Origin of the sequence: Paludifilum halophilum (assembly GCF_002245355.1) — a bacterium.
Classification (GTDB): domain Bacteria; phylum Bacillota; class Bacilli; order Thermoactinomycetales; family DSM-45169; genus Paludifilum; species Paludifilum halophilum.
Genome location: NZ_NOWF01000010.1, coordinates 67,368 through 90,909, shown reverse-complemented (window position 1 = coordinate 90,909; position 23,542 = coordinate 67,368). Strand labels below are relative to the sequence as shown.

Genomic DNA, 23,542 nt, shown 5'->3' with positions numbered 1-23,542 from the left:
TCTGAGATATAAAGACATCGAAAAGCCCTGGGCTGAAGCGCCAGGGCTTTTCATAAACCATAACGAGGGAACATATGGTTTATTCTTTTGCCGGTTTGCGGAGATGGAAGAACGAGCGGATCACAAACCATGCGAGGGGAAGCACCCCGACCAGGAGGAAGATGGTGTCGGGCAGTGCTCTCCACCATAGCAGCGTGTTCACCAACGGCTGTTCGTAGAAAGAGGGATCCCGGGCCACCCAAAATCCTTGGGTGTAGGACTCCTGCAACTGGATTATGCCCACAGGCAACAATGCCACCCCAATCATACCGGCCAAACCGATATTGAGACCCCACATCGAGATCTTTAGCAAGCGGTCGTTCCATTTTTCCGGTTTCACCAGGTTCCGCATAGTGTACAAGAGAACCGCAATGGCGAACATCCCGTACACGCCCATCAGCGCTCCGTGGCCGTGGGCCGGTGTAAGGAAGGAGCCGTGTTGGAAATAAGAGACTGCCGGGAGGTTGATCAGGAACCCGAGTACACCGGCGCCAATCAAGTTCCAAATCGCTGTCGAGATTAGGAACCAGAAGGAAGCCCGATAGGGAAAGTCAATACCCCCGTGTTTAAGCACCCGATACTGCCCGTAAGCTTCCAGGATCAACAGGGTGAGCGGAACCACTTCCAGGGCGGAAAATACCGCCCCCAGTCCGATCCAAGCCTCGGGAGCACCGATCCAGTAATAGTGGTGACCGGTACCGATCACACCAGAGCCCAACAGCAAGATCAGCTGGAAGTACAGCGCGCGCACGGTGGATTTTTTGGTTACCAGGCCCATATGGACCATCAGAAACCCGATCACCACCACGGCAAAGACCTCGAAAATGCCCTCTACCCACAGGTGGATAATCCACCACCGCCAGTAGTCCGCATAGGTGATGTTACTGGATGGGTTGAAGAAAAAGGCGAAGATATAGAATACCGGGACAGCAATGGCCGCATAGAAGAGCAGGTGGGTGAGGCCTCCCTTGTCCCCCTCGGTTCGGAGTGCCCCGCGCAAGCCGCGCCAGACGATCAATAGCCAGATGAACATGCCGATGGTGAGGATCACCTGCCAGAACCGACCCAATTCGAGGTATTCCCAACCTTGGTGCCCAAACAGGAACCAGGCGTTCCCCAGGTACCCGCTGACACCCAACCACTGGCCGGCTAAGCTGCCGAACACTAAGATCACCAGCGCCCAGAAGAGGAAGTCGACCCATTTTCCTTGTCCTTTCGGTTCCCGTCCACCGACCAGCGGGGCGATATAAATCCCCATGCCCAGCCAGGCGGTGGCGATCCAGAAGATGGCCAACTGAAGGTGATACCCTTTAGCGATATTGAATGGCAGCATGTCAACGATAAAATCCAGCCCGTAAAAGCTGTTCGGTTCCAAATAATAGTGGGCGAGCAGACCACCGAGCGTCGCTTGAATCAAAAACAGGAGCGCGACGATCACGAAGTATTTACCCGATTTCAATTGACTGGGCGTCACTTGAAGGTTTTTCAGATCAAACCGGGGAAACGACTTCGCTGTGTACGCTTCCTCCATATCCAACTTGTACCGCCAATACAAGTACAGGATCAACCCGATGAACCCGATGAGCAGAGCAACACTGGCGGCACTCCACCAGATGGATGCATAAGACATTTCGTTTCCAGTTTCCGGATCGTAAGGCCAGTTATTGGTGTAGGTATGACTTTCTCCCGGACGATCCGTGCTGGAAAGCCAGCTTGTCCAGAAGAAGAAGTCACCGATCTGCGTCAGTTGATCTCCTTTCCCCACCCAGGCCCGATCCTGCCCCGGAATATGCTCCTCCTGAATCAGACCCGGTTTGATCCCGTGTCCATCCCCTTCGGTGAAGATCTCCGCATAGTGATCCCGCACCGCTTTTAAGGCGTAAACTTCAGCTTTACTCAATGTGAGTATATCTGTTTCCGAATCATAGCGGTTTTGCTTCAATTCCTCTTTGACCTTGTCTTTGATCACGACCTGTTGTTCGGAGCTTAGATCCTTCCATGTCTCGCCGTAATCCTGTTGGGCGTAATAAGATTGCATCGCTTTTACTTGAAGATGCAGGGCTTCCGCAGTGAAGTCCGGCCCCAGATAGGAACCGTGCCCCAAAACCGAGCCGTAATCCATCAACCCGTACTTCTGGTAAACCGCTTGCCCCCCTTGAATTTGTTCCGCTGTTGTCACCACTTTCCCCGACGGATCCACTACTTTTTCCGGACGGGGAGCCATGGACTGGTATACCCAATACCCGCCGACCAATAACACCGTAAACCCCAAGATGGTGGTTAAGATCAGCAATTGCTTCAAGAGCGACCTTCGAACTCTTTGCGGCCGGGGCTTTACTTCCGGTTTCACGCTGTACCCCTCCCCTAACGGTAAAGTCGTTCCTACACCTTTAGTATGGAAGGGTCCAGTCGATCAGTTTGTGATCACCTACACAAATCAGGAAAAACGTCAACGTTTTGCAACAAATCAAACCATAAAAAATCTTGAAGCGGCTCTTCAGGATTTCTGCTCACTGATTATACGGATGACGTTCGAATGTTCACTTTCTCACCAGTTGGAATCGCACAAAAGCCTTCTAGGGCGTGTCTGATCATGAACGATACTGGGTGCGGAAGTCGATTTCCGACTCCGCGCCGGGTGCCCTCCCGCAGATGGTAAACGGTCCGCGACCTTTTCTACGGACCGAACCAGCATTCATGAGGAAAAGCATCGTGACCGCTAAACGGTTCGGTCCTCGGAAAACTCCGCTAGGTTTGTCGTGGCATAGCGAAACCCGAAAGCGAAGAACGAAGGGAGACTTGTGCCCTTTGGGTACATAGCGCGAACGGGAAGCAAAGCGACCCAAGGCGAGACTTTTGCTCCCCTGAGTGCAAATGTCGCTACGCTGGAAATCGGCGGCCCGCTACCTTTGGCGATCTACCAGACACGCTTCTAGTATAACCGGTCCTATGCACGCGATGATGAGGCGAGTTTGTCTCGATTGAAAGCTCCTATTCATTTGGTCTTTTGTTTTGAAATGTCACTAAACATTCCGGCATAACCTTTTACCTCTCCGGCTTCATTTTTTATCGCACTGATTGTAAGCCACTGTGGATATAGTTCACCGGTTTTTCGTTTGTTCCATATTTCACCCTGCCAGTATCCATACTGTTCAATATCCGCCCACATATCCTTATAAAATGAGGATTCATGTTTGCCAGATTTTAAGATACTCGTTTTTTTTCCCACCACTTCTTCTTTACGGTAACCTGTTAGCTTTGTAAAAGCGGGATTAATCGACTGGATCAAGCCATTGGCATCGGTGATTAGGATTCCTTCCGCTGTATATTCCACTATATCGGTAGCCAATTTTAATCGACCTTGGTAAAACATCCACAAGACAATCATTAAACTAGCCAGAGATATTTCGGACAAAGCCATAAAGCCGATGGCATAATGTCCGGTCATTTCAAATAGCGTCGCCAATATCAACGGAGGGAAAAAACCTCCCAAACCACCCATTGCCGACACCACTCCGTTGGCTATACCGGCTTGTTTTGAAAAATAAAGCGGAACCAGTTTAAAAACAGTGCCATTTCCAATTCCGGCAAAAACAGCAACCATAAGGCTTCCAATCGTATACAATCCAATGGTAGGCGAAAAAGATAACAACACCCCGGATAGAGTCAATCCGCCGAATACAAACATCAACACAACAAAAGGATTCCATCTGTCCCCCATCCAGCCCCCTAACGGACGAAGGCCGGTAGCTAAAACAATAAATCCAGCCGTACGCAACCCTGCATCCACTTTATCCAATCCAAAGTTACTCACTAGAAAATGGGGTAGGAAGACGGTGAAAGCGACAAACGCCCCGAATGTGATAAAATAAAATAAACTGAGAGCCCAAAGGCTTGCATTCCGATAAACTTGACGAACCTGTTGAGTTAATGATGTTTTCACCTTCGGTTCCTGACGATCACCCAACATTAAATTTAAGGCTACAAATAATCCCATGATCACGATCGCCATGCGAACGGTTGCCGGCCAACCGAACTGTGCAGCTGCTATGGGAGCTGAAAACGACGTAATCGCGGTTCCAATATTACCCAGACCATAAACCCCATTGACAAAACCATGGCGATTTTTCGGATAATATTTTGGTAGGGAAGTGACACCAATAGAAAAAATAGCTCCGGCAATTCCTAAAAAAAACCCTCCAACAATTAAATCGGCAAAAGAATCAGCGATACTGATATAGAATAACGGCCCCATCAACAAAAGAAAACTGACCGTAAATACCATTCTGGCTCCGTAACGATTCGTTAAATAACCGAGAGGAATACGCAAGATGGATCCGAGAACAACGGGGACGGCCGTCACCCATGAAGCTTGAACCGCAGACAGCGAAAGATCCTCCTTAATAAAAGGGAGCAAAGAGGACAATATGACCCAAACGATAAAACCCGCAACCAAGCTGAAGGTCTGAAGCGGTAACTGTACCTTTTTGAGATCCAAGATTGTCCCCACCTTTCTTTTATTTTTTTTAATAAATTACAAAGTGACGAACGGTTATCGGGATGAATGTCGGCGGTAGACCACATAACTCCGGCTTAAATAAGTGATCGGGAGACTAAAAACATGAACCAGCCGCGTAAACGGCCAAACCGCAAACAATCCGAAAGCGAGCAGGATATGAATCTTAAAGGCAACCGGCACCTTTTCCATCAGCGAAGCGTCGGGACGAAAGGTGAGGATCCCTCGTATCCACGGATTGATCGTCGTCCGATAATCAAATCCTGTATGGCTAACGTTGGTGCCTGTAGCGGTGAGACCGGTCAATAGAATGATCACCAGGAGAACGATCACCAACAGATCCCCAACACTGCTCGTCGCACGCACCCGTTTTACACGGAACCGGCGTCCCATCAGAAGCAAAGCACCGAGCAGAGCGGCCAAGCCGGCGATTCCTCCGGCAGACAAAGCGATCACATGATAGGCTTCATCGGATACACCCAGCGCTCGATAGACTGAAACCGGAACGAGCAACCCCGCCACATGGCCGATCACCACGAAAAGAATCCCCCAATGAAACAGGGTGCTTCCCCATTTCAACACCCGTTTCTCCAGAAACTCGCTCGACTTCGAAGTCCAACTGAACGGGTGGTTGTTCAAACGGTAAAGGTGCCCGACAATGAATACGGTTATGACCAAATAAGGATAGATCACCCAGAGAAACTGCTCCCACACATTCATTGTACTCCCTCCTTCGCAACAGGCTGAATCCCCCATTGATCCAGAACGAACAAAAGAGCGTCAAAGATGTCGACATAAGGACTGTCCATTTTCGCTAAATGCTCCCTGATCTCTTCTATCGCCGGACGGTGCTCACAGAGAAGGGGCACACCGGCATCGGGCGAGGCCACGGAGACAAACTCAAGCAACAACGGCAAGTAATCGGACAACTCATCATCCACCATGTGAAACCCATGCTGAGCATAAACCTGTTTTAAGGAAAGTAACGCCGCACCGCGCTCACGCTGTTCCCCGTGCCTCGCGTAGGTGAGGTACAAGTTGGTCTTCTTGCCAAAATCGAAGGTCTGCACATAACGCATCTGTATCCCATCGATCCCCTCCTCTTCCAGACACCATACAAATCGGTGGATGAAAGGGGCCATTGCACCGTCTGACGGATCGATGACCTGGCATTCGTTCAACACCTGCTGCCACGAATCATCGGGATACTGCAACAAGAAGGAGATTAACCGAAGCCAACTCTGCAACTTTTCCGTTGATTCGGTGCACATAAAGACACCCTCCTCTAGGTGTAGGATCGAATCACAGGCTTTCACTTCTCGGTCTTTAACCGAAGATTCCGCAGGAACCGGGGCCGCCGGTGAAGTCGAGTCCACAGGCGCCTTGTTCCAGCATCAAGTCCGAACATTGCTCTTTGTGAGCCGCAGGGATCACAAACCGGTCCTCGTATTTGGCAATCGCCAGCAGCCGGTACATTGCTTCCACCATGTCGGCATCCATTCCCGCTTCCCTGAGCCATTCCGGGTTTGACTCTCTTCCGATATTCACCGCCCGCATATGGGAGCGCATCGCCGCCATTTTTTTTAAGACGTTCCGAATAACCTCCGTATCGCCGGCGGAAAGCAAGTTGGCCAGATACTGAATCGGGATCCGCATTTGATCGATGGCTGGAAAAACGTCTTCCGGATTGGATGGGCTGCCTTTCCCTTCAAATAAGTTCATGATCGGACTGAGCGGCGGCACATACCAAACCATCGGCAAGGTACGGTATTCCGGGTGAAGAGGAAGAGCGATTTTCCAATCCACCGCCATTTTATAAACGGGCGACCGGCGTGCCGCTTCCAACCAATCTTCTGGGATCCCATCGCGACGGGCCTGTTCCATCACTTTTAGATCGTGAGGATCGAGAAAGACAGACAGCTGGGATTCGTATAGGTCCTGTTCGTCTGTCACGGAGGCTGCGGCTTCAATGGCGTCCGCGTCGTACAAGAGAATGCCGAGATAGCGAATTCGTCCTACACAAGTCTCCGAACAGATCGTGGGCAGTCCCGCTTCAATCCGCGGAAAACAGAGAGTACACTTCTCCGCTTTGTGGGTTTGCCAATTGAAGTAAACCTTTTTATACGGGCAACTGGATACACAGAAGCGCCACGCCCGGCAAGCTTCTTGATCGACCAGCACGATCCCGTCTTCATCGCGCTTGTACATGGCCCCCGACGGGCATGCGGACACACAGGAAGGATTGAGGCAGTGCTCACAAATCCGCGGCAAGTACATCATGAACACTTCCTCGAAATCCATGCGTATCGATTGTTCGATCTGGCTCATGTTTACATCTCGCGTCCCGGTCTCGTGCGCACCTGCGAGATCATCTTCCCAGTTAGGCCCCCACTCAATGTCCATGTACTCACCGGTGACGGTGGATTTGGAGCGGGCTACCGGCTGGTGTTTCTTTTCCGGGCTGTCGGTCAGTTTCTCGTAGTCGTAGGTCCAGGGTTCATAATAATCGTCTATCGTTGGTTGATCCGGATTGTGAAAGATGTTGGCCAACCGGCTGACCCGACCGCCGGAACGCAGCTCCAATTTCCCGTTTTTAAGAATCCATCCTCCCCTATACGCCTCTTGGTCCTCCCATTTTTTCGGGTATCCGATCCCCGGCTTCGTCTCTACGTTATTCCAGTACATATACTCGGAACCAGAGCGGTTGGTCCAGGTATTTTTACATGTGACACTGCAGGTATGACAGCCGATGCATTTGTCCAAATTCATAACCATTCCGATTTGAGCTTTAATCTTCAAGCCAGTTCACCTCTTCCAACTTGCGGATCACCACGTTCAAATCCCGTTGATTTCCAGTGGGCCCGTAATAGTTGAATCCGTAGCTGAGCTGGGCAAAGCCGCCGATCATATGGGTCGGCTTGACATGGATGCGCGTCGGACTGTTGTGGGTACCGCCTCGGTTTTGGGTCAATTTAGTACCCGGGACATTAATCGTCCGGTCCTGGGCATGGTACATAAAGGCAACTCCCCGAGGAAGACGGTGGGAAACGACGGCACGTGCGACGACCACCCCATTCCGGTTAAAACACTCGATCCAGTCGTTATCTTGAATATCGGCTTCCGCTGCGTCATCCTTGTTCATCCAGACGGTAGGGCCGCCGCGAAACAAGGTCAGCATCGACTGGTTATCAAAGTACATGCTGTGAATCGACCATTTGTTGTGGGGAGTCAAGTAATTCAATGTTACTTCCTTGCCTTCCACATGGGGGCGGTGGCCCTCAGGATGAAACGGCGCATGGTGGAGCATCGGTTTATATGTGGCTAACCCTTCTCCAAATTCCCGCATCATTTCGTGGTCTACATAAAAGTGTTGTCGACCGGTGAGTGTTCGCCAGGGAATGCTTCGTTCCACATTGGTCGTAAAAGGGGAGTAGCGGCGACCGCCTTTTTCCGAACCGCTAAAGGCCGGTGAGGTGATCACGGTTTTGGGCTGTGCGGTGATCTGGGCGAAAGTGAAACGGTCTTCACCGCGACCCTCCGCAAGATCTTTCAGGTCCAATTTTGTTTTCTGTTCCAACGTTTCCCACGCTCGGAGGGCCAGCTGGCCGTTGGTCGTGGAGGAAAGGGTGAGAATCGCTTCCGCGACGCGGCGGTCGGTACTGATATCGGGACAACCTTGCGCCACTCCATCTCCAACCGCGGTCCCATTCACGCGTTTCAACAGATCGTATGCTTCCTCCGCGGACCAGGAAATCCCTTTGGCCCCCATCGGTTTTTCCCTCGCCAGCGGCCCTAAAGCGGTCATTTTGTCGTATACCTGGCTGTAATCTCGTTCAACCACCTCGATGCGCGGCATCGTCTTTCCGGGAAGCGGATCGACTTCTCCATGATGCCAATCTTGGATCGCACCGAAGGGCTGGGCCAGTTCATCGGGGGAGTCGTGCTGCAGCGGCACCGCCACCACATCGTGAACCGGAGCATCAAACTGCGATTGGGCCATTTCGGAAAAAACCTTGGCCAATTCCTTAAAGGTGTCCCAATCCGATTTCGCTTCCCATGGCGTCGCAATCGCCGGATTGAACGGATGAACAAACGGATGCATGTCGGTACTGCTCAAGTCGCTCTTTTCATACCAAGTGGCCGCCGGTAGTAAGATGTCGGAATACAGCGACGTACCGGACATGCGGAAATCCACATTGACCAGCAAATCCAGTTTGCCTTCGGCAGCGTTATCGCGCCAAGTCACTTCTTCGGGACGAAGACTGGCTGTGTCGTCATTCATCAGCCCGTGTGACGTACCGAGCAAATGTTTTAGGAAATATTCGTGCCCTTTTCCGGAACTGGAGATAAGATTGGCCCGCCATACGAACAGAACCCGGGGGAAGTTGGCGGATCGATCGGGATCCTCAATGGCAAAGCGCAAATCGCCCCGCTTCAATTGATCAGCAACATACTGGCCGATTTCCTCTGACGTACTCGCCCCCTGTTGTTCAGCTTCTTCATAAAGAGCCAACGCGTTTCGATCAAACTGTGGGTAAGACGGCAACCAGCCGAAACGTGCGGCCATTACATTGTAATCGGCGTAATGACGATAACGAGCTTTGGACTGTAAGGGTGAGACTAGTTCATCCACCGGCGTTTCCTCATACCGCCACTGATCGGTCGCGAAGTAGAAGAAAGAGGTCCCATTTTGCAGGCGTGGCGGCATCGACCAATCGCGGGCGAAGGCCACCGTTTGCCATCCTTCCGCCGGACGCAACTTTTCCTGGCCGACGTAGTGAGCCCATCCGCCTCCATTCACCCCTTGTGCCCCGACCATTAAGACCAGGTTAATAATGGCGCGATAAATCGTGTCCGAATGGTACCAGTGGTTGATCCCCGCTCCCATGACGACCATTGAACGTCCGTTGGTATCCACCGCATTTTGTGCGAATTCCCGAGCGATTTGAATCACCAACTCTCGCTTGACCCCCGTAATCGGTTCCTGCCAGGCCGGGGTGAACGGCGCCACCTCATCATAGCCGACAGGAAGATCATCTTCTAAATTCCGGTCGATGCCGTAATGGGCCAGAATCAAATCGTAAACACTGGTCACCAGGATGGGACGGCCGTCTTCACCTTCCACCCGCTTAACCGGAACGGCACGATTCAGCACGCGCTTTTCCTTCTCATCAAAATAAGGGAGTTGAACGGTAACGACCTCATCTTCTACGCCGAGTAAACCGAGCCGGGGTTCAATCGGTTGACCCGATTCATCATCTTGCATGTTTAGATTCCATGTCCCATCATCACTCCAGCGGGATCCGATCGTTCCCTGGGGGATGACACATGCATCGCGGTTCTCGTCATAGACCACCGTCTTCCATTCCGCACGTTCGACCGATTTGCCCAAATCAGACGCCAGCAAAAAACGATCCGCGGTATAACCGCCTTCCTTCGGTTCCAGGGTCACTAAGAAGGGAAAGTCGGTATAGTGCTTCGCATATCGGGTGAAATAACCCGTTTCCCGCTCCACGTAGAACTCTTTTAGAATGACATGCCCCATCGCCATCGCCAGCGCACCATCTGTGCCGGCTTTTACCGACATCCAATTGTCGGCGAACTTGACGTATTCCGCATAGTCCGGGCTGATCGATACCACTTTCGTTCCGCGGTAGCGGGCTTCCGCCATAAAGTGGGCATCCGGTGTACGCGTGAGCGGCAAATTCGACCCCCACACCAACATATAAGAGGAATTGAACCAGTCACTGCTCTCCGGAACATCCGTCTGATCTCCCCAAATTTGTGGGGAAGCCGGCGGCAAATCGGCATACCAATCATAAAAACTTAATAGCGGCGCGCCGATCAAAGACAAAAAACGGGCACCCGAGGCATAACTAATCATCGACATGGCGGGAATGGGGGAAAATCCGAGGATTCGATCCGGGCCATAGGTTTTGATCGTATGAATCATCGCCGCCGACATGATCGTGAGCACTTCATCCCACGAAACGCGCACAAACCCGCCTTTTCCCCGCGCCGATTTATACCGTTTCACTTTCTCCGGGTCATTCACAATCCACTCCCAGGCGGCCACCGGATCGCCAATCTCCTTCAGAGCATGACGCCACATCTCCCTCAACACACCGCGTATATAGGGATACTTCACTCGCAACGGGCTATAAATATACCAGGAGAAACTGGCCCCCCGCGGACACCCGCGCGGTTCAAACTCCGGCATATCCGGTCCGGTCGAGGGGTAATCGATGCTCTGGTTTTCCCATGTCACAATGCCGTTTTTGACAAAGATATTCCAACTGCACGATCCGGTGCAGTTGACACCATGTGTGGAGCGTACCACTTTGTCATGCTGCCAACGCTTGCGGTAAACATCTTCCCACTCTCGACCTTGGGCGGATACCTCACTCCACGGATCGGAGTGAGATTCCCGCGGGATAAAATATTTCAGTTTGTTCAGCAAAGGGAATTTTTTCATCATGCTCCGACCTTCTTTCTTATGGATCTCGAATGATCGCATTTTCCCAACCAGGCTCGCAGTCCGTGTAATCCTGGAACTACAGCCGTTATACAAGGAGGGGGCTTTCCACGAAGCCGTGTATAACTCCGTTCTGTTTCAGTATGAGCAGTCAACCCTCCTTTGCTTGTGATAATTATCACATAACCAGAACCCTTCACGATTTTGAAACACTCATACGCCGACTTCTCTTCTTCTACTTCTACAAAGAAAACGAGACCGACCCTGTCTTTGAGCCGGCCCTTTTACTACTGTAAAACGCCTGATCGAGCATGATATAAGGTATAGATCAGCCAGAAAAAATGGATCGTATGAACGCATAGGCCTCAAATAAGCAACCTCTAAATCGACCTCTATTCTCGTGGCAATTTGACGATAAAAATGTGACTTACCACACAACCATGACCTGAAAAGATGATAAAGTGAAGAATGGGAGGAGTGGATCATGAGGGAAGGGAGGATGATTGTGAACCGAATCATGTTGTTTTTTCATGTACTAGGGGCGGTTGGAATGGGCTTTTATCTTTTATTGCCCTTTTTTTTGCAAAAAGCGTTTTTGGAGAAGAGACCGGTCCTCCATGTGCTGTATTGGATGAATTTTATCACCCAGTGGGTACTCGTTATTCAACTATTTAGCGGCGGTTACTTATATTTCAAAGGAAGTTATTCTTTCCTATGGATTATCCTAGTGTTCATCACCTACATGTCCATCGGAGGTTTCGGGGGACTGTTCGGTTACTATATCCGGAAATATCATCATTCTCCGCAGGATTTCACATTTCACTTATGGATACGAAAAGTGCGTATTCACGCTATTTTCGCATCGATCACCATGCTTTTGATCCTCGTACTCATGCTCTTTCCTTACCAATTTTAGAAAAAAACAAAACTCCTTTGCATTCAGGCCTGTCACGATCGCCTAGAGACGCAAAGGAGTATTCTGATGTGGAATATGGAATCGATCGATTCACAATATTCATTTTTTTGTTCCGATCAGCCACTCTTCGGGGGTAGTCCGATATACGTGTAATATATACAGTTCTAGATAGAATTAATCGGGAGTAGTCGTATATACTCCATCACCTCCTCACCCATCAAAAAACCCGGCTCCCTGTACGCTAAGGGAATCGGATTTTTTGACCTGTTAGGTTGTATTGTGGATTTTTTATGCTCCACGACTACTGGATGCTGCAATTGTTTCTTGTAGTATCCGGTTGGCCTCTTCAGGAGAATAGTGTTGTGGGAAGCTCTTCCGCACGAAAGCCATCTTCAAATAAAAGTACGGACAAACCAAACGTAACATTATCTCATTTTTTCCTCTAGTTCAGAATTACCTTATTTATCCTTTTATCCCAGAAGATAAATGCTAATAACTCCTATTTATTTCACTATCCGAAATATATCGACTATATTTGTCTCTTCAATTTGTTTTTCGTAAGGGAGTCTTTCCCCCTATAAGAGCCACCAGACATATAAAGCTTCCTGCTGCGAGAAAAACGACAGTGTTATGAAGGTAATCTCCTAAAGCTCCCCATAATCCATAACCCAACGGCATGAGAGCTCCACTTACCGTAACAATTCCCATGACCCGACTCCGATAAGCTTGCTGGGTTAGTTCCTGCGTTAATGTGATGCTTATAGCTCCTGTTAATCCGAAAACCACTCCCATGATGAACAACAATCCACCTAGTTGCCAGGAAAAATGGACCAATGGGAAAAATAAAAACATGGTTCCGCCAGTAAACAAGGTAATTAAATACAACATTCCCCTCCTTTTTTTTAAAGAAAATACGGAAAGGAACAAGAAAGCAACTGTTGTTCCCAGTCCATAACAGGAGATCACGATTCCATAGGTCTGGGGAGTCCAGTTAAGATCGATCTGTATAAATTGAGGCAGATTCACTTGGATTGTTACAGCGGACAGGTTCGCAAAAGTAATAAGAATCACTGACCAAAAAACAGCGGGTTCTTGAATAAAATACCGGATTCCTGATCTTATATGGCGTAGTGGAGAACCTTTTTCGGTTTTTTGAGGGAATAGATTGGGGAGCAAAAAATTTAATCCATATGCAAGACTAAACGTAAGGGCATTTACCATTACGACCATTCCAAAAGATGTGTAAGCTATTAACACGCCCCCAAGAGAAGGCCCTAGGATATCTGCACTTCGCATAATTAATTGATTAATCCCTACTGCTCGTGAGATCTGTTTTTTTTCAATTAAATCAGGAATAAGCGCGGAGTATGCAGGTTTAAAAAAAGCTTGGGTGAAACCTAAGAAAATAGAAAAAACGTACAATTCGCCTACACTTGGGTCTCTCCCGAATAGGGTAAAAGCCCAAATCATTGACACTACCCATCGAAAAAAATCAATAAAAATCAGAATCCTTCGTTTAGGGATACGATCCCCTAATGCTCCTCCCCAAAGAGAAAATACAATCACTGGCATAGTCGAAGCAATAAGAATGGAGCCCATAGCAAGTGTGGAACCCGTAATATGTACCACTTCCCAAGCCAGCCCGGCTTGATAAATTCCTGTTCCGATTGAAGAAAGCCCCTGTCCCGTCCACAAAGCAAGTAAGGATTGATTCGTCCAAAAAGAAGGGGGTTTTTTATTTGAGGCTTTATCGATAGAAATATTCAAGGAGCAAATACCTCCTAATGTCCCCATTGTACCACGAGAAAGAAGTGGTCACTTGGCTTCCACTCTGGGGACGGTTCTCCCGGCTATCGGTTCCCGTCGAGGGGGTAAATCCAAGATATTTTATCCGCTAGTGTTGTAACAGTTTGAAAAGACTGTATATATCCGCTAAACAGTATTAGCGGCTATGAGTCCGCCCAAAACCGGCTCTTGGATGTCCACTAATGTTTCGAATAACCTGGGAATATCATGTCCACTAAGGTGATTCAATTCTAAAAAGGAGGCGTGCGAATGGGTCGATCCCCTTCGATTTCCGATCAGGCAGAACATTTGGATTAATCGCTTTATTGATGACCTACAAACCCACGATGATCTCAACCCCAAGACGCTTCGGGATTATGCCGGGGATCTGCGGTTGCTTGCCGAGTGGTCACCCTGGCTTATCTCCTTGGGATTAAGTTGATGCCCCGGATTCGCAACCTGAAGAACCTGACCTTCTTTCGTCCCTTTGAGGATGTCCGCTTTCGGCATATTAACGGGTTATTCTCCGAAACCATCGATTGAAAGCTGATCGAGACGCACTGGAAAGACCTGCTCCGGGTCGTGCTCTCGATCCAAGCCGGGAAAATTTCTTCCGCCACGTTGCTTCGCAAACTGAGCAACTACAGTCGTAAGAACCGGCTATACAAGGCTTTCCGGGAGTTAGGCCGGGTGGTACGGACGGTGGGCTATGTCCCGAAAATCGTGGAAATTGAAAGTGGCGGTCTCCTAAACCGTTTGGTATAACGGTGGTGGGCAAGGAGAACCGCCACTATGAAAAGCTTACAGGAAAGAAAAGAAAAGTTCCAGAGCCATCCCGAGATCCAGCTTACACTGACAACTATCATGGAATCGGCCAAAGAGGGATTATTGGCCTTGGCTGTACAGACTGGGTTGCAAGTATTTCAAGCCATGCTGCAGGAAGAAGTCACCCAACTGGCAGGACCCAAAGGAAAGCACAACCCGAATCGAAAAGCGGTCCGGCATGGTGTAGAGCAAGGTTCTGTCGTTTTGGGCGGTCGAAAAGTCCGGGTGGAAAAGCCCCGGGTCCGCTCGGTGGAAGGAGAAGAGCTCCACTTGGAAGCGTACCAGGCTTTTCAAGATTCTTCGCTCCTGACAGAGGCTGCGCTGGAGCGCATGATCCATGGGCTGTCCACCCGACACTACGAACATGGATTGGAGCCGGCAGGAACCGATGAGAAAGGAGGTTCCACTAGCAAAAGTACGATCAGCCGTCGCTTCGTGGAAGGAACCAAGAAAAAGTTGGCGGAACTTCTTAAACGACGTTTGAATGAAAAGCGGTACCTCGCGCTGATGATCGATGGCGTGGTCATGGCGGATCATACCGTGGTCGTTGCTTTGGGGATCGATGAGGACGGAAAGAAGCACATCCTCGGTCTGTGGGAAGGAGCGACCGAAAACGCCACCGTTTGCAAATCCTTGCTTATGGATTTGGTGGATCGGGGACTTTGTATCGATTCCGGAATTCTGGTCATCATCGACGGAAGCAAAGCCCTTCGTTCCGCTGTACGAAAGGTATTCGGCAAACAGGCGGTCGTTCAGCGGTGTCAGGTCCATAAAATGCGAAATGTGTTGGATCACCTCGAGCCTGGGTAGAACGAAAGATCAAGGAGGCATGGAAACAGCCGGACGCAGACAAAGCTCTCCGTGCTTTAAAGCGGCTGGCTCATCAGCTGGAAGAGTTCATCCGGGGGCTGCGGCCAGCCTTCGGGAAGGCATGGAGGAAACCTTGACCGTTATTCGTTTGGGTTTGCCCGAGCTTCTCCAAGCAACGATGCGATCCACCAATGCCATTGAATCCGCGTTTAAGACAGTCCGGGATGTATCTCGAAACGTGAAGCGTTGGCGAAACGGTCAACAAGTTCTTCGCTGGTCGGCTGCCGGCCTTTTGGAAGCGGAAACCCGTTTTCGAAGGATTAAGGGATACCGTCAACTCCCTCTGTTAAAACAAGCCTTGGAGCAAGAGGTCGGTAGCGAACAAATAGAAAACAAACCCATCACTGCGTAAAACGGCGAAAATGGCCGTAACGAAAATCTACGACGGATGGGACAATCCCCGTTACTGTCTTCACACAATTTTTGCTGGTCGTACACTTAGATCGTAACGGGCAGTCTTAGCAGACGGATGGGTTCGACTTGTATTCCCGGTATCCTTGGCGGTTGGTGGTACGGTAAGTTAATTCGTGGTTGGCGGGACAGGTGTACACATCCTTTTGCTCATCGTATTTATATTGCCACTGGTAGATCAAGGTGCCTACAAAGCGCCGGCGTCGGTTTTGGCTGAACGTTGAAGAATGGGGAACCGGGTCCGTTAACGACAGCCCCACAAACCAACGGTATGCCACATTTACTTGAATCTCTTCCACCAGTCTGCGTTCCGAGCGAATGCCATATAAATAGCCAATGAACAACATCTTAAACAGCATCACGGGATCCAGACAAGGGCGTCCGTTGTCTGGTGAATAAAGAGGGCGTGTTTTTTCGGCAATGAACGAAAAATCGATCGTTTCATCAATCTTGCGCAACAAATGATCTTCCGGCACCAGCTCTTCTATGTAAACAAATTCTATATTCCCTTGTCGATTGGGATTCGTTTGAAACATGAAAATTCGTCCTTTGCATATAAATTCTCTTTATGTATTCGACATAAAAAGACTGCTGACCTGCATACTTTGTCAGCAGTCTCGCACCTGACGGCGGTTATCATATCCAGAAGATTCCTCCCTGTACTATGTTCCATTCATCTCAGGGATTGCTGTTATGTTAAAATTTTTCACTCCAGGTCAATGCTAAATTCGGCGTTGGGCATAATCGGAAGTAAATATTCAAACCCTTCATGCTCATCATTTAATATTGTTCTCCAGCCACCATCTGACGCATACGGTGCTATATAAAACTCATGTGAAGGGGCTTTGTCATGAGTACCTTCAACATGTCCCGTACCATTTTTATATACTTGTGCACCATATTCAGCATCGATTGCAGGAGCACCAACTACTAAAGGGTTACTTGATTCCAACTTGATCCAATGTGTAATTGAATCCCCTGTATTTGTGACTCTGGACAATTCAATATCTGATTCATCAGCTTGATCAGTTTCTACAGGATTCTTGTTTTCATCAAGACCAACCGTTGTTCCAATTGAAGGGTTAAGTTTTACATCATTAGGGTTGTTTGTATCAAAATCCCATGTAATATAAACATCTGACCGGGTTCGGAATCTATCAGACCAAACATCAAAGCCTCTATTGTCACCTTCGAAATAATGGAATTTGCAATAGCCTACCCAATCACATTGTGGATTGACAGCATACTCAAGTGGGATGAAAGTTGTATATCTCATTGTGAAACCATACCCAGTAGGATAATCCCTGAAATCATCTCCTTGTAAGGTAACCTGTTTCTTATCTTCTCTCGAAATATCTATTGTTGTTTCATCCGATGTTTGCAGAACAGTTCCTAAGCTTTTTTCTTCATAATACAAATTTTTTTCTTGACTTTTATTTAATTTTATCCCCTTTTCTTTTAACCATTTTTTCTTTTTTTCCACCTCAGCATCAGGGATTTTTTTCAACCCCACAATTTTGTAGGAATAGATGTTATTTTTCACAACCGAGGTGTCAGTAAAAGAATCCCCTTTTACTTTTTTCAATAGCTTACCATCTCGATAAACTTCATATATTTGATCGTCATCTGGGAGGTTAGACCATGAAAGTTTAACCTCATTTTTTTTCACAAAAGAGTCTAATTTACTATTGGCCATCGGGTAAAAAATCTGCTTAGTTACCCTTTCATCTTTCATTACTACAGTTGGGGTTAACATAGAAATTCTTTCATTAATCTGCCTTTTGGTTTTATTTGTAGAGGTATTAATAACAACATTGTCCAACTTCTCACCATTAGAACCTTTGGCTACTAACTTCAATTTATATTTATGATCAGGATTCAAGGAATTCAGTTTATAGGTTCGATCTTTTCCTGACCATATTTTTTTATATGTATTATCTATCTTTGAATACAATTCAAAATACTCACTGTGACTATTCCAATTAATTTCGATAGATTTACTGGTACTTGTTACTGATACATCTCTAATGTCACCAGAGCTTGCAGATAAAGCATAAGGAACGCAAATAATTGTTCCCACCAGAAAAAACATCGAGGCAAACCAAAATTTTTTCACAATGTTCAACCCCTTTTTTTGGTTTTAATCCCACGATATACATTTCCTACTATTATGTCAATAACCCAAAATAGAAATGAGCATTTGAAGCCAAGAAATACTGCCTTGCTGTAGTCTTCAAATCTTAAGGAAGATAAATCAGTTGCATCTATCCAAACGTATAAAAAAGGTAATGAAATTCCTCCCAAAAGGTGAATGATGAGATATGTCAAAGACCTTCCATGAGTTATTTTTTCTGCGATCACAGAAACAACAGACCCGTAAAAAAAGAATACTAAAAAGACCAGTGACAAGATTCCCAAATTCGCCTCACTAATAAGGTGATAACCGATCAAAGTAAGTAAACTGGCTACAATGGATACGAACAGTTTCCTCAGTAACATCTCTATCAAAAAACTCACCCCCATGGTAAATTCGTTCTTATAATTGTTTGCGGGATGCAAAGTTTACCCTAATATGTCGTATTCTCCTTGTCTCAAAAAAATCCTATTCAATCCTCAATATTGTTATTGTCACAGGATCATTAGCCGGAATCTAACCCATATCATCTTCGGACAGAGAGATCAAACGCTTGTATTTGTTCAATATCCAACTCAAAATAATCAAAATCCCCCTAATTCACACCTCGGTGAACTTCCTCATATCGAATAGAAGTGACTCAAAAAAATGCGACCACATGGCCGCAGGAGACTGCTGACAAAGTGAAGGTCAGCAGTCTCTTCTCTTTTTTTTTTAGATAACCTCTCCAATCATTGTTACTGCATTATACACAACGGATCGGATATGGTGAGAAATTATATCGTATGTTCGATCACAAATTTATAAATCCTTGTTTCCTCAAGCTTCGGATGGTTATCTACCAAATAACCTAATTTCAAATCAAGATCATAATACTTAATTATAACAGCGTCTGGCCCAGGTGAACCAAAAAACCAAAAAATCCTTAGAAAATAAGTGGTCCCAAGCATACCACACACAAACCAAATAAAAATAAATGGTCTTCAATAACGCCACATCAAAAAATTAACATGACCGTTAACCATACTATACGCAATTAGAGCATGATTCAAGACAAAAAAAACAAAGGACAGATGGACACCCATCTGCCCTCACTGGTTAAGCACGACACTTACTTCTCCAAGTTTTCGCTTCCTCCAAAAAAGCCATAGTTTCGTGTTGAAGGGTAGGTAACTGTTTTCCCATCGATCTTTTAGCGCACAATTCGCGAAGCTCACAAACACCACACTCAGGTGCCTCATCATCAAACATTTCTCCAAAGCCATTTCAAAAATGGTTTAAGCACATAATTATACAAACAAGAACATTAAAGCCACGATACATCGAAGCCATCCGATCATAGCGGACCACCAATCGGCGAAAATTGTCCATCCAAGCAAAACTACGTTCCACTTTAAACCGCTGTCGATAGGCCACTTGAAACTCCGTGGGCTTCCGTCCACGAGAGGATTTTTGGTTTTTCTTCTTAGGAATGCGGGAGAGAATCCCTTTTTTTCTTAAAAAGCTCGAAAGGCTTGACTTTGATAGCCTTTATCTGCTGCAAGTAACTTAGGTTTTTTGATAGGTGCTCCCCGTCTTTGCAGAATACGAATCTCATTTATGATTTTCTCGGCAAAGTTAATCTCATGAGGATTCGCATTTTCCACAAGCAAAGCGATTGGGAGCCCTTTTTTATTTTCCACCACACTGAATACTTTCGACCCTTTCCCCACTTTGGTTTTCCCGACTTTTGTCCCGCCCTTTTTAGCAGGAACAAAACCGGCATCCAGGTGAATTAGAACAAATACCCAATCCAAACTGTATATATTACACGTATCTCGGACTACCCCTCTTCATCCATCCGCTCGACTTCGACTCGCCTTCGTCTCCGTCAATTCCATCGGCGGATATATTTAAAGGCATCTCCCCCCGATGTTGTTTGACGTTTAGGCATGCCGCCCTTTTCTATCCATCTCTTCCTTCACCTGATCGACGGCAGGCAGGTAGATGCACGTGGGATCGCTCGCCAGCGGATCCCCGGTAAGTGCATACGCACACGCTCGGGAACCTCCACAAATCAACCGATACTTACAAATGCCGCATTTTCCTTTTAATTGATCGGGATCCCGCAACGATTGAAACAAGGGATGTTCGCGATAGATCTCCACCAAGGAATTCTTCCTGACGTTACCACAGGGGATAGGCAAAAAACCGCTGGGAAACACCTCGCCGATATGGGAAACAAAAACGAACCCATTTCCGTCGTTGACGCTGTACGGTGCACGCATGTCCCCCCCGCCTTTAAGAGCTCCCCGCTGAGCCAATACGCGGCGATATACAGGTGCTGCTGTGGTTTTGATGTCGAAGCAAACATGACTCGACAGATCGGCCAACCAATGAAAGACTTGTTCGTGTTCTTCCGGAGAGATCATATCCCCGGTTCTTCCCCGACCCGTCGGAACTAAGAAGAAAACACTCCACAACACCACTCCCATGGATTCCATCAACTCGGCCAGCTTAGATAAATCGTCCAGGTTGTACTTGCTGACCGTGGTATTGATCTGCAAGGGCATCTCCAATTCGCGGAGATACTGGATCGCCTTGATAGTCCGATTGTAAGAGCCTCGCGTCCCTCGGAACCAATCGTGAATTTCGGCGGTCGATCCGTCCAGGCTGAACGCCCACCGATCCAACCCCACTTCCTTGGCCCGTCGCATCGCCCGCGGCTTCACGCGAGGGGTCGCACTCGGGGTCAAGGAGACGTGAAGCCCCTGTTCCTTAGCGTAGGCCGCCAACTCGAACAGGTCCTCCCGCATCAAAGGATCCCCGCCGGTAAAGACCAAGATAGGTGAATTCATCTCTCGCAGACCGCGGATCAGCGATTTTCCTTCCTCCGTCGATAACTCTCGGGGATCTCTGCGATATTGAGCTTCTGCTCGACAATGCAAGCATCGAAGAGCACAAGCCCGGGTAACTTCCCAGATCACGATAAATGGATTCCGGTCAAAGTGACTCACTTCGTCATCCCCCTTCTTTTGCGGGATCGCGCATAAGGCAGGCCGTGATTCATGTCACGAGGGATTTTTTATTCATGAGAAAGAAGCTCCCCCAACCGATGCCATTCTCTCTCTGGTATTTCGTTTTCCATCATAGGAAAGACGACTCGTTCCTCCTTGCGAACATGAGATTCCAATAAATTTCCGAGATTATATAGAATCTCTTTCGATGGCACTCCTGCCCCTTGCAGGATCTGTTCGACTTGGCCCCGGATCCGAACATGTTCCATCAGCATCTCCAGGATTTCCGGACGTTCCACGGAAGCGTATCGGGAATAAGTTGGCAATAAGATCTCCTCTTCCTCCCGAAAGTGTTGCTGCCCTCCCTGATTCCAAAATTTCTTCAGATTTTTACGCAAAACCGTCCATTCCTCTTTTTGATGCTTCAACTGTCGACTCATGACCAGGGCATGGTGGTGGTGGCGAGAGAGCGGAAACAGACTCGGGGGTCGCTTGATCGGCTCTTTCACTTGTTGTTGGTTCTCCGGCTCTTTCTTCGCACTCAACACCACATACAGACTCCAGCCTTCAGTCCCGTCATTGTAGACTCTTAATTCATCCTCATCGCTACAATAGATAAAATCCTGACAACCGACTGGGTAATGATCACCTCCAATCCACAGACTGCCTCTCCCCTGCAGACCCAAAAGAAAAACCTCTTTGCCCGAATGGGTGTGGGCGGGAAGTTCCTGACCCGGCAGAAGGTGAAGGAGAAAAACCACGTTTCCATACCCTTTATGAAGGGTCTTTTTGACGAACCGCGTGTCGTCAAACTCCTGCAATTGTTGACAAGATTGGATAGCCATCGATGATCCCTCCTTCACCCTAAGCATATCTTTTAGTTGTCATTTGTCTCTGTGATACATATCACGCGGTGATCATTATAGGGCAAATTCCGGGGCGCAGGAAAAGCAATAGCCGTCAAACAGTGATTTGTGGCCAAATTTCAACCCGTTGATGACAGAAAGATGACACCGATCCCAGGTGTGATCTTTCTCACATTTCTCTCTTGCCCTGTTCGTGTATAAAAGAGATGGGACAGAGGAGGTGGATGGGTTAATAGAAATCGCCTCCCATTGGATCCCTCTTGGATGCGCGTAACCTCTCACTCACATAATAAGCCCATAAGGAGGAGACGATCATCATGAATGCTCAAACCATCGAAATCGTAAAATCGACCGCACCGGTGCTCAAGAAACACAGTGAAGCGATCGGCAAACGTTTTTATCAATTGCTGTTCGGCAACCACCCGGAACTGTACAACCTATTTAACCAAACCAACCAGCGTCGGGGTATTCAGCAGGAAGCGTTGGCCCACTCCGTGTACGCATCGGGAGAGCATCTAGACCATCTGGAAGCGATTCGGCCCATTATCACCCGCATCGCTCATAAACACCGGGCGATCGGGATCGTACCGGAGCAATACCCTATCGTAGGGGAAAACCTGCTACAAGCGGTCCAAGATGTACTGGGTAATCAGGTCAATGATGAAATCATGGCGGCCTGGGAGGAAGCCTATGAATATCTGGCCGACGTCTTTATCCAGATCGAAGGGGAGCTGTACGAACAGGCGGAATCACAACCGGGAGGCTGGCGCGGATTTCGGGATTTCGTCGTGGATCGTAAAGTGAAGGAGAGCGATGTGATTACTTCCTTCTACTTAAAACCCGCCGATGGCAAAGCGATCGCCAGCTACCAACCCGGACAGTACCTGACGCTGAGAGCGAGGATCCCCGGAGAAAAATACGATCACATCCGGCATTACAGCCTATCCGATCAGCCAGGGCGAGATTACTACCGCATTAGCGTCAAACGGGAAGATGCCCGCAACGGAAACCCGCCGGGCATCGTGTCCAACTACCTGCACCATCAGATTGGCGTAGGGGATACGCTTTCCTTTAGTGCTCCGGCCGGAGACTTTGTCCTGGATCCCGAGGATCAAACCCCTCTGTTTCTCATCAGTGGCGGTGTCGGGTTAACCCCCCTGGTCAGTATGTTCAACACCGTTACCGATATCAACCCCGGTCGCCATCTCACGTATATCCATGCCGCGATCAACGGTAAAGTTCATGCCATGGGAGAACATATATCCCGATTAGCCGAACAAAACCCGAACGTCCAATCTTATGTTTGCTATGAACGACCGACCCCAACCGATCGGGAAGCAGGCCGTTTTGACAAAGAAGGGTTTATCGATCGTCAATGGCTGAAATCGATCATTACGCCACCCGATGGAGTGTTTTATGTGTGCGGGCCGATTCCGTTCATGAATGTGATTGTGCGGGCATTGAAGGAAATGGGAGTTCCCGAAAATCGCATTCACTTTGAGGCCTTTAGTCCGTTGAGCATGCTGAATGCGGAAAAGGAGACGGCTTAGTCTTGGCGCCCTGGAAGGCCTTTGACACCGTCATAGGATAAAAAAGCCGGCGCCTTGAAAGGCGCCGGCTTTCCGCAGGTTCGGACTGATAGACAGATTTTAGCTAAATCCTGTAGCAATCAGGGGATGGGCCATTGACTCGATAAAGATGTGCGGCCG

Annotated in this window: 14 protein-coding genes and 3 pseudogenes; 4 read left to right on the top strand and 13 right to left on the bottom strand. The window is 48.2% G+C overall.

All coding sequences use genetic code 11. The annotated features are described in order from the left end of the window. Positions 1-79: 79 nt before the first annotated feature. The 6 genes from CHM34_RS15350 to CHM34_RS15325 form a co-directional block, all read right to left on the bottom strand. Entirely contained in the window at positions 80-2,389 is a 2,310-nt protein-coding gene (locus CHM34_RS15350) for a nitric-oxide reductase large subunit (RefSeq protein WP_094265487.1), read from the bottom strand. A 645-nt stretch (positions 2,390-3,034) separates the two neighbouring features. Beyond that, complete coding sequence (locus CHM34_RS15345; RefSeq protein WP_094265486.1) at positions 3,035-4,537, bottom strand: nitrate/nitrite transporter; 1,503 nt, start codon at positions 4,535-4,537, stop codon at positions 3,035-3,037. A gap of 54 nt (positions 4,538-4,591) precedes the next feature. Continuing rightward, positions 4,592-5,269, bottom strand: coding sequence for a respiratory nitrate reductase subunit gamma (narI, locus tag CHM34_RS15340; protein WP_094265503.1), 678 nt, complete (start codon positions 5,267-5,269; stop codon positions 4,592-4,594). 2 nt (positions 5,270-5,271) lie between these two features. Beyond that, positions 5,272-5,826, bottom strand: coding sequence for a nitrate reductase molybdenum cofactor assembly chaperone (gene narJ / locus CHM34_RS15335; RefSeq protein ID WP_094265485.1), 555 nt, complete (start codon positions 5,824-5,826; stop codon positions 5,272-5,274). A 55-nt stretch (positions 5,827-5,881) separates the two neighbouring features. Then, the gene (narH, locus tag CHM34_RS15330; RefSeq protein WP_094265484.1) at positions 5,882-7,354 is read right to left on the bottom strand and encodes a nitrate reductase subunit beta; all 1,473 of its coding nucleotides are present in this window, start codon (positions 7,352-7,354) and stop codon (positions 5,882-5,884) included. Further along, a complete protein-coding gene (locus tag CHM34_RS15325) occupies positions 7,344-11,030 on the bottom strand; it encodes a nitrate reductase subunit alpha (protein ID WP_141201735.1) in 3,687 nt (1,228 codons plus the stop codon). Before CHM34_RS15325 ends, narH begins: the two co-directional genes overlap by 11 nt. A gap of 505 nt (positions 11,031-11,535) precedes the next feature. On the opposite strand from CHM34_RS15325, the gene CHM34_RS15320 reads away from it, so the two are divergent. Next, positions 11,536-11,946, top strand: coding sequence for a hypothetical protein (locus tag CHM34_RS15320; RefSeq protein ID WP_169713770.1), 411 nt, complete (start codon positions 11,536-11,538; stop codon positions 11,944-11,946). A 543-nt stretch (positions 11,947-12,489) separates the two neighbouring features. On the opposite strand, the gene CHM34_RS15315 is transcribed toward CHM34_RS15320, so the two are convergent. Beyond that, positions 12,490-13,713 carry an MFS transporter gene (locus tag CHM34_RS15315; protein WP_169713769.1) on the bottom strand — a complete coding sequence of 408 codons (1,224 nt, stop codon included), beginning with the start codon at positions 13,711-13,713 and terminating at the stop codon, positions 12,490-12,492. Positions 13,714-14,136: 423 nt separating this feature from the next. Between CHM34_RS15315 and CHM34_RS19880 the strand changes: the two are divergent. Continuing rightward, a pseudogene (locus tag CHM34_RS19880) lies at positions 14,137-14,436 on the top strand (Tn3 family transposase); the annotation flags it as partial. An 87-nt stretch (positions 14,437-14,523) separates the two neighbouring features. Continuing rightward, a pseudogene (locus CHM34_RS15305) lies at positions 14,524-15,778 on the top strand (IS256 family transposase). Positions 15,779-16,007: 229 nt separating this feature from the next. Here CHM34_RS15305 and CHM34_RS15300 read toward each other — a convergent pair. From CHM34_RS15300 to CHM34_RS15270, 6 genes and pseudogenes are all read right to left on the bottom strand, one after another. Beyond that, positions 16,008-16,373, bottom strand: a pseudogene (locus tag CHM34_RS15300) (transposase); the annotation flags it as partial. A gap of 170 nt (positions 16,374-16,543) precedes the next feature. Further along, positions 16,544-17,953 (bottom strand): DUF3238 domain-containing protein, encoded by a 1,410-nt coding sequence (locus CHM34_RS15295; protein WP_094265478.1) that lies wholly within the window; start codon positions 17,951-17,953, stop codon positions 16,544-16,546. Between the two features lie 1,284 nt (positions 17,954-19,237). Then, a complete protein-coding gene (locus tag CHM34_RS20225) occupies positions 19,238-19,444 on the bottom strand; it encodes a transposase (RefSeq protein ID WP_369126365.1) in 207 nt (68 codons plus the stop codon). A gap of 23 nt (positions 19,445-19,467) precedes the next feature. Next, positions 19,468-19,767, bottom strand: coding sequence for a transposase (locus tag CHM34_RS20000; RefSeq protein ID WP_169713767.1), 300 nt, complete (start codon positions 19,765-19,767; stop codon positions 19,468-19,470). A gap of 129 nt (positions 19,768-19,896) precedes the next feature. Further along, positions 19,897-20,967, bottom strand: coding sequence for a radical SAM/SPASM domain-containing protein (locus CHM34_RS15275; protein ID WP_094265474.1), 1,071 nt, complete (start codon positions 20,965-20,967; stop codon positions 19,897-19,899). Between the two features lie 68 nt (positions 20,968-21,035). Beyond that, on the bottom strand, positions 21,036-21,812 hold the full coding sequence (locus CHM34_RS15270) for a hemerythrin domain-containing protein (protein ID WP_169713766.1): 777 nt from the start codon (positions 21,810-21,812) through the stop codon (positions 21,036-21,038). Between the two features lie 335 nt (positions 21,813-22,147). On the opposite strand from CHM34_RS15270, the gene hmpA reads away from it, so the two are divergent. Beyond that, positions 22,148-23,383, top strand: a complete 1,236-nt coding sequence (gene hmpA, locus CHM34_RS15265) for an NO-inducible flavohemoprotein (protein ID WP_094265472.1) — start codon at positions 22,148-22,150, stop codon at positions 23,381-23,383. Positions 23,384-23,542: the final 159 nt, after the last annotated feature.